The sequence below is a fragment of the Nonomuraea sp. NPDC050404 genome (assembly GCF_040655495.1).
Lineage (GTDB): Bacteria > Actinomycetota > Actinomycetes > Streptosporangiales > Streptosporangiaceae > Nonomuraea.
Genome location: NZ_JBFAKB010000027.1, coordinates 174017 through 179903, shown reverse-complemented (window position 1 = coordinate 179903; position 5887 = coordinate 174017). Strand labels below are relative to the sequence as shown.

Sequence of the window (5887 nt, the reverse complement as noted above, 5' to 3'; positions counted from 1 at the left end):
GGTGTCGATGTCGTACGGCGCGGAAAACTCCTGCCCGAACTCATCCGGCACCGGCGAGGTCTCCGCGTAGGCGGCCGTCGGCGTCCACCTCAGCGTGGTCACGTCGATCGGCGTGTCCGTCTTGATCCGCCACGTCAGCGCCTGGCCCTTGGTGACCGCAACCGTCGCGGTCACCGGCACCTCACCGGTGAACGCGGCCGGCACCTGCTGCTGGAACACCGGCGCACCGGCGCGGGTGATCAGGATGGTGAGGTCGTCGGTGGTGACCGCGCTCTTGGTCAGCGCGCCACTCAAATTCAAGGTGCCGTCCCGCGGCACCGTCACCGTGGCCGCGCGCCCGGCCAGGGTGAAGTCCTTCGAGGCGGTGTAGGCGCTCAGCGACAGACCGTTGGCATCGAGGGTTTCCGGCACGCCGGTGTAGGTGACCACCGGATCCCAGCTCACCCGATCGGCGGAACCGTCGTGCACCGAACCGACCCGGAAATACAGGTGATCGCCCTTGCCGACCCGGATCGCATCCACCCCCTGCGGGGTATGCGCGTCACGGTCACCGGCCTCGATCCGGGCCGACCACAACTCGGCGTTCTCGTGCTGCACGGCCACCCGCACCCCATCGGGGTCGGCGAACGCCGGCAACTCCCCCTCCACCGCGTTCAGCGTCACCGCGCCGGTCACCGCGACCGTGCCATCGAACGGCGCGGTCCACCGCCGCAACGTGTCCACCAGCGGGAACGACTGCTCCCGCCGTGCACGGTCGGCCGCGTAATCCGGCAGCAGACCCTCGGCGTCCGCCTCGCTGCCGCCGATCGGCACCGGCGTGTCCGCCGCCGCGCCGAACACCGGCACCCCATCCGCGCCGATCCGGCCGAACAGCACACTCTCCCCGTTCACCAGGTCGGTGATGCCATCGGCGTTGACGTCACTGAAGTACCGGTCCGTGGTACTGATCGTGTCCACATAATCCAGCTGCACCGCGCCGCCGCCCGGGTAGGCCTCGACACCGACCGTGCGCGAACTGGAGTCCTGGTCGAAAATGCCCGGCAGGTTACGCAGCGGCGTGGTCTGGTCGGCGAAGCGCGGCTCCCCGCCCGGCCGGGACAGGTTCTTACGGAAGACGTATCCGCCGCCCGACGCAAACACCTTGTCCGGCAGGCTGTCGCCGTCCACATCCACCAGCGCCAGCAGACCCTCATCGGAACTACGGCTGAACCCGGCCTTGACCCCGACCGAGTTCGACTTACTCGGCAACGGCCCCCAGCCGGTGTACAGATGGCCACCCGCGCTGGTGGAGGTGTTGCCGTTCAACGCGCCGGCCTCACCCGCACCCGGCCGGATCCCGTTGACCAGCCCGTTGGACAACCCGTCGTCCGGCGACGTCCACTCCACCCGCTGGAAAGCCGTGTAGACGCCCGAGGCGTCCCGGATGTCATCGAAATAGCCCAGCTCGTGGCTGTTGAACAACTTCCCGGCGGCGTCATACTGCTGGATCTTCGACAGCAGGGTCTTGTTGAACGCGCCCTGCGCGTAGACGAAGTCGTAGCGGCGGATCAGCTCGTCATTCAGCCGCACCTCAACCCGGCGCAGCAGGTCGGCGGTCACCTGCTTGAACCCGCCGGACGCGGTGATGCTCACGTCGGCGCGGCGCGGCTCGCCCAGCTCACGGTCGCGCAGGAACGTCACCGAGTACGGACCGTCGGCGTCCCCGTGCCCCGTGTAGGTGATCTTCTTGGGATACAGGGCCCGGCCCGGCACCGATCCACCGGCCACGCCGGCGTCCTCGACGGTGACGTGCTGGTAACGCATGGTGTTGCCGTTGGCGTCGCGCACCTCGCGCAGCGCCCAGGAGAAGACGTTGCCGTCGTCATCGGCCAGCACTGCGCCGTCCCCGCCATACGACCAGCGGGTGCCGGACTTGTCGGTCACCTCCCAGCGGTAGTTCTTCGGCGAGTCGCCCTTGCGCAGGATCCGCGCGAACTGACCCTCGACCCGCCGGTGGAACACCTTGTCCGCGCTGCGGGCCGGCGGCGTTCCCCGGTGCGCCACGGGGGTGAGCTGCTCCCCGCCGAACAGGTACGTCTCGGTCTCGTTCTCGGCGCTGTAGCGGGGCACGCCCCAGCGCGTGTCGATCGAGATCGACGGCATCGCCAGGTCCCAGCCCACGCCCATCCAGCTGTTGGGCGAGGCCGCGGAGTAGGTCGCGGCGAGCTGCGGCTCCACGCCCTCCCTGCCCTCGGGCGTCTCGATCGGGTACGTCAGCCGCGCGTCGCCCGAACCGTCGGCCACCGGCGCGGCGATCTGGTTGACCCGCGCCGAAGGGTCGCCGGCCTGGATGCCGGACATCTGCGTCGGGTCGAAGGAGACCTGCTCGGGGCCCTCGGGGGCGCTCACCGTGGCGTTGACCATGTCGGTGAAGTGGTCGGTCTTGGAGATGATCAGCTGCTGCTCGGCGTCCACCGCCACCCGCACCAGCGCCCGCCAGCAACTGCCCTGCTCGTCGAAGAAGAAGGTCCGCACGTCCTGCGGGGCCAGCCCGGCCGCCTCCAGCTTCGCCGCGTCGTACGGCAGGCTGATCGTGATCTCCTGCTCGAACTCGAACGGCGTGGGCGTGAACCGGTAACCGGCCCGTGGCGCCTCGGTCACGTTGTCCATCCCGGCGCCCAGCACCGGCAGCTGCTCCTCGGTGAGCGGCGTGATCCCGATCTCGGCCGGCTCGTCCAGCGCCGCGCTGCCGATGTCCAGCCGGGCCTCGTCATGGGTGATCGTCTTGGCGGTCTTGCCGTCGGCGGTGGCCCGGAAGGGCCGGGTGCCGGTCAGGGGAGCCTGTCCGGTCGGAGTCGCAGTCGGGGTGGGGGTGGGGGCCGGCGCCGGGGCTCCTGGGATGCAGTCGGGCGAGACCGACTGGGCGGCGGCGCTCTGTGTCGTGACCGGGGCGAGCCCGGCGGCTAAGACGGCTAAACCTGTGATCACGGATAAGACGCGCGAACGCATGCTGAACACTGCTGACCACTCCAAGCTCGGGGCATGTGCGCTGAGGGGGGTGCGGGCCAAGAGAGGGTGGGACTTGGCGAGAAGGGCGGCATCAGGTGATCAGGGCCGCGCCTTATCGATAACACCGGCATCATCCGATGTCCATAGGCGAAATTCGCCGCATCCGGTTACAGAGAGTTCACGGGCACGCTCCCGACCAGCCACATCACCTGGACGCTCGGTCACGCGTGCCGCAGAGATGTCCGCTACCGGCCGCGAACCGTCGCACCCCGGCCGCATCCCGGTCGTGTGGCGGCAACCTGACCGTACGACAGCCTTCTTGTTAGGATAGGCTAACCTTATTAACATGGCCTCATGACTGCTGATGCCACCCGGCAGAACGGACAGGACACTCCGTACGACCTTCTGGGAATCGGGTTCGGGCCGTCCAATCTCGCACTGGCCATCGCCCTCGACGAGCACAATTCCGGGGCGGCCCCGAACGAGCGGATCACCACCCGCTTCCTGGAAAGGCAGCCGCGTTTCGGCTGGCATCGGGGACTGCTCATCGACGACGCGACAATGCAGGTTTCCTTTCCGAAGGACCTGGTCACCATGCGGGATCCGACCAGTGATTTCAGTTTCCTGTGCTATCTGAAGGAGAAAAACCGGCTGGTCGATTTCCTCAATCAGAAGACCCTGTTCCCGCTCCGCGCCGAATTTCATGACTATTTCGAATGGGCCGCCGGGCGGGTGGGACAGCTGGTCGAGTACGCGGCCGAGGCGGTGGCCGTCGAGCCGGTGGAGGAGGCCGGGGAGATCCGATGGTTCGACGTGGTCACCGAGTCCCCCACCGGTGAGAGGGTCCGCCGCCGGGCCAGGAACCTGTCCGTCGCCGTAGGGCTGCGCCCGCATTTGCCGCCCGGCACCGTCCTGTCCGATCGGGTCTGGCACAGCAGCCAGCTCGTGCCCCGGGTCGCGGAGCGGCTCGCGGGCGGCGGCCCGGTGCGCCGCGTGCTGGTGGTCGGCGCCGGGCAGAGCGCCGCCGAGACCGTCGCCTACCTGCACCGCAATTTCGCCGACGCCGAGGTCTGCGCCGTCTTCGCCAAGTACGGCTACACGCCCGCCGACGACAGCCCGTTCGCCAACCGGATCTTCGACCCCGAGGCCGTGGACGTCTACTACGGCGCTCCGCCCGAGGTGAAGCGCTCACTCCTGGACTACCATCGGGGCACGAACTACTCGGTGGTGGACACGGAGCTGATCGAGTCGTTGTACGCCACCATGTACCGGGAGGGCTTCCACGGCCGCCGGCGGCTGCGCATGCTGAACGTCTCCCGCGTGCATTCCGTGCACGAGCACGCCGGCGGGCTGGACGTCACCGTGGAGGACCTGCCCACCGGGCAGCGGGAGACGCTGGCCGCCGACCTCGTCGTGCACGCCACCGGATACCGGTCGCACGACCTCGGCTCGTTGCTCGGCGACGCGGCGAAGTTGTGCGTACGGGATGAGGAGGACGCCCTGCTGGTCCGGCGGGATCACAGCGTCTGCCTGGCCTCGCAGGTCAGCGCCGGCATCTACCTGCAAGGGGGGACCGAGCACAGCCACGGGCTCAGCTCGACCCTGCTGTCGACGGTGGCGGTCAGGGCCGGGGAGATCCGCGACTCGCTCCTGACCCGCTGCTCCACGGTGACCGCCTCCTGACGACCGTGCCGCCGCCGCCGACTTGGCGGGGGCGGCGGCACGTCCGGCCGGGGCCGTCACTCACGGTTGCGGTAAGTCCCGCCGGGGCCGTCACTCGCGGTTGCGGAAAGTCCGGCCGGGGCCGTCACGGCGGCGCGGTCCTTCGCGTCAGTTCAGGGTCGCGGCCACGATGATGCGGGGCGTCGTGGGGAGGGTCTCAGGGGTGTCGCGGGCCTCGGCCAGGAGCACCGCCGCGCCGGGGCCCAGCTCCGACTCCAGGGCCGGCGACTCCAGCAGGATCCGCCGGTACACCTCCGTCTGCCGTTCGAGCCACCGCCCGGTCTCCTCGCGCGCCGTCACCGTGAACCCCGCCTTCTCCAGCATCCCGGCATGGTCGAGGTACGGCGGCTCCCACGTGCTCAGCACCAGCCGGCCGCCGGGCCGCAACACGCGGGCCACCTCGGCGAACGCGGCCCGCTTGTTCCACACCATCCAGAGGGCGTCCACGCTCAGCACGGCGTCGCAGGCCGCCTCCCCCAGCCCGGTCTCGGTGAACCCGCCCACCCCGAACTCGGCTTCGGTGAAGCCCAGCTCGGCGGCGAGGCGGCGGGCGCCCGCCACGGCCGACTCCAGCGGGTCGAGGCCGAGCAGCCGCGCGCCGGCCTTCCTGGCCACCTCGATGCCCGGCCCTCCCCTGCCGCAGCCCAGGTCCACCAGCAGCGCCCCAGGGGGCAGGGCCAGCAGGTCGGTGAAGCGGGCGAGGTCGGTCCTGGTGACGAAGCCGAACGGGCGCAGCTCCTCGGGGTAGTCCGCGCCGTACACGTCCTGGTAGATGCGCAGCAGCGTCGGGCTGGACAGCTGCCTGGTGTAGAAGTCCGCGTAGCGCTCCTCCGCGACCCCGCTCACAGGAAAGTCCCGGCCAGGTCGTCTCTCATCTGGTCTCCTCCGTGGTGATGGGGGCGGCCCGCGGCGGTGATGCCACGGGCCGTCCCAGGTCACAGGTGGTTATCGGTCCATGGCCCGCTGCAGGCTGAGCGGGCGCATGTCGGTCCAGTTGTCCTCGACGTACTGCAGGGCGGCGGCGTGCGTGCCCGGCCCGAAGACCGCCTCCCATCCGGCGGGCACCTCGGCGAAGTCGGGCCAGAGCGAGTGCTGGCCCTCGTCGTTGACGAGGACGAGGAAGGAGCCGTTCTCGTCGTCGAAGGGGTTGGTCATCGGACCTCCTATAGGTGATATT

4 protein-coding genes are annotated in these 5887 nt (G+C 69.7%); 1 reads left to right on the top strand and 3 read right to left on the bottom strand.

Going from position 1 to position 5887, the window contains the following annotated elements; all coding sequences use genetic code 11:
• Positions 1–2967, bottom strand: a 2967-nt coding sequence (locus AB0I81_RS49560; protein ID WP_360673794.1) for a SpvB/TcaC N-terminal domain-containing protein, incomplete at its 3' end; no start/stop codon positions are given.
• Between the two features lie 375 nt (positions 2968–3342).
• Here AB0I81_RS49560 and AB0I81_RS49555 point away from each other — a divergent pair.
• Entirely contained in the window at positions 3343–4671 is a 1329-nt protein-coding gene (locus AB0I81_RS49555; RefSeq protein ID WP_360673791.1) for a lysine N(6)-hydroxylase/L-ornithine N(5)-oxygenase family protein, read from the top strand.
• 147 nt (positions 4672–4818) lie between these two features.
• On the opposite strand, the gene AB0I81_RS49550 is transcribed toward AB0I81_RS49555, so the two are convergent.
• Both AB0I81_RS49550 and AB0I81_RS49545 read right to left on the bottom strand, forming a co-directional pair.
• A complete protein-coding gene (locus tag AB0I81_RS49550) occupies positions 4819–5556 on the bottom strand; it encodes a class I SAM-dependent methyltransferase (protein WP_360673788.1) in 738 nt (245 codons plus the stop codon).
• Between the two features lie 99 nt (positions 5557–5655).
• The gene (locus tag AB0I81_RS49545; RefSeq protein WP_360673785.1) at positions 5656–5865 is read right to left on the bottom strand and encodes an MbtH family protein; all 210 of its coding nucleotides are present in this window, start codon (positions 5863–5865) and stop codon (positions 5656–5658) included.
• Positions 5866–5887 lie beyond the last annotated feature (22 nt).

What these genes read in the sequence shown, in the direction of transcription:
- AB0I81_RS49555 (WP_360673791.1), top strand. Translation starts at nt 3,343, where the DNA reads ATGACTGCTGATGCCACCCGGCAGAACGGACAGGACACTCCGTACGAC.
- AB0I81_RS49545 (WP_360673785.1), bottom strand. Translation starts at nt 5,865, where the DNA reads ATGACCAACCCCTTCGACGACGAGAACGGCTCCTTCCTCGTCCTCGTC.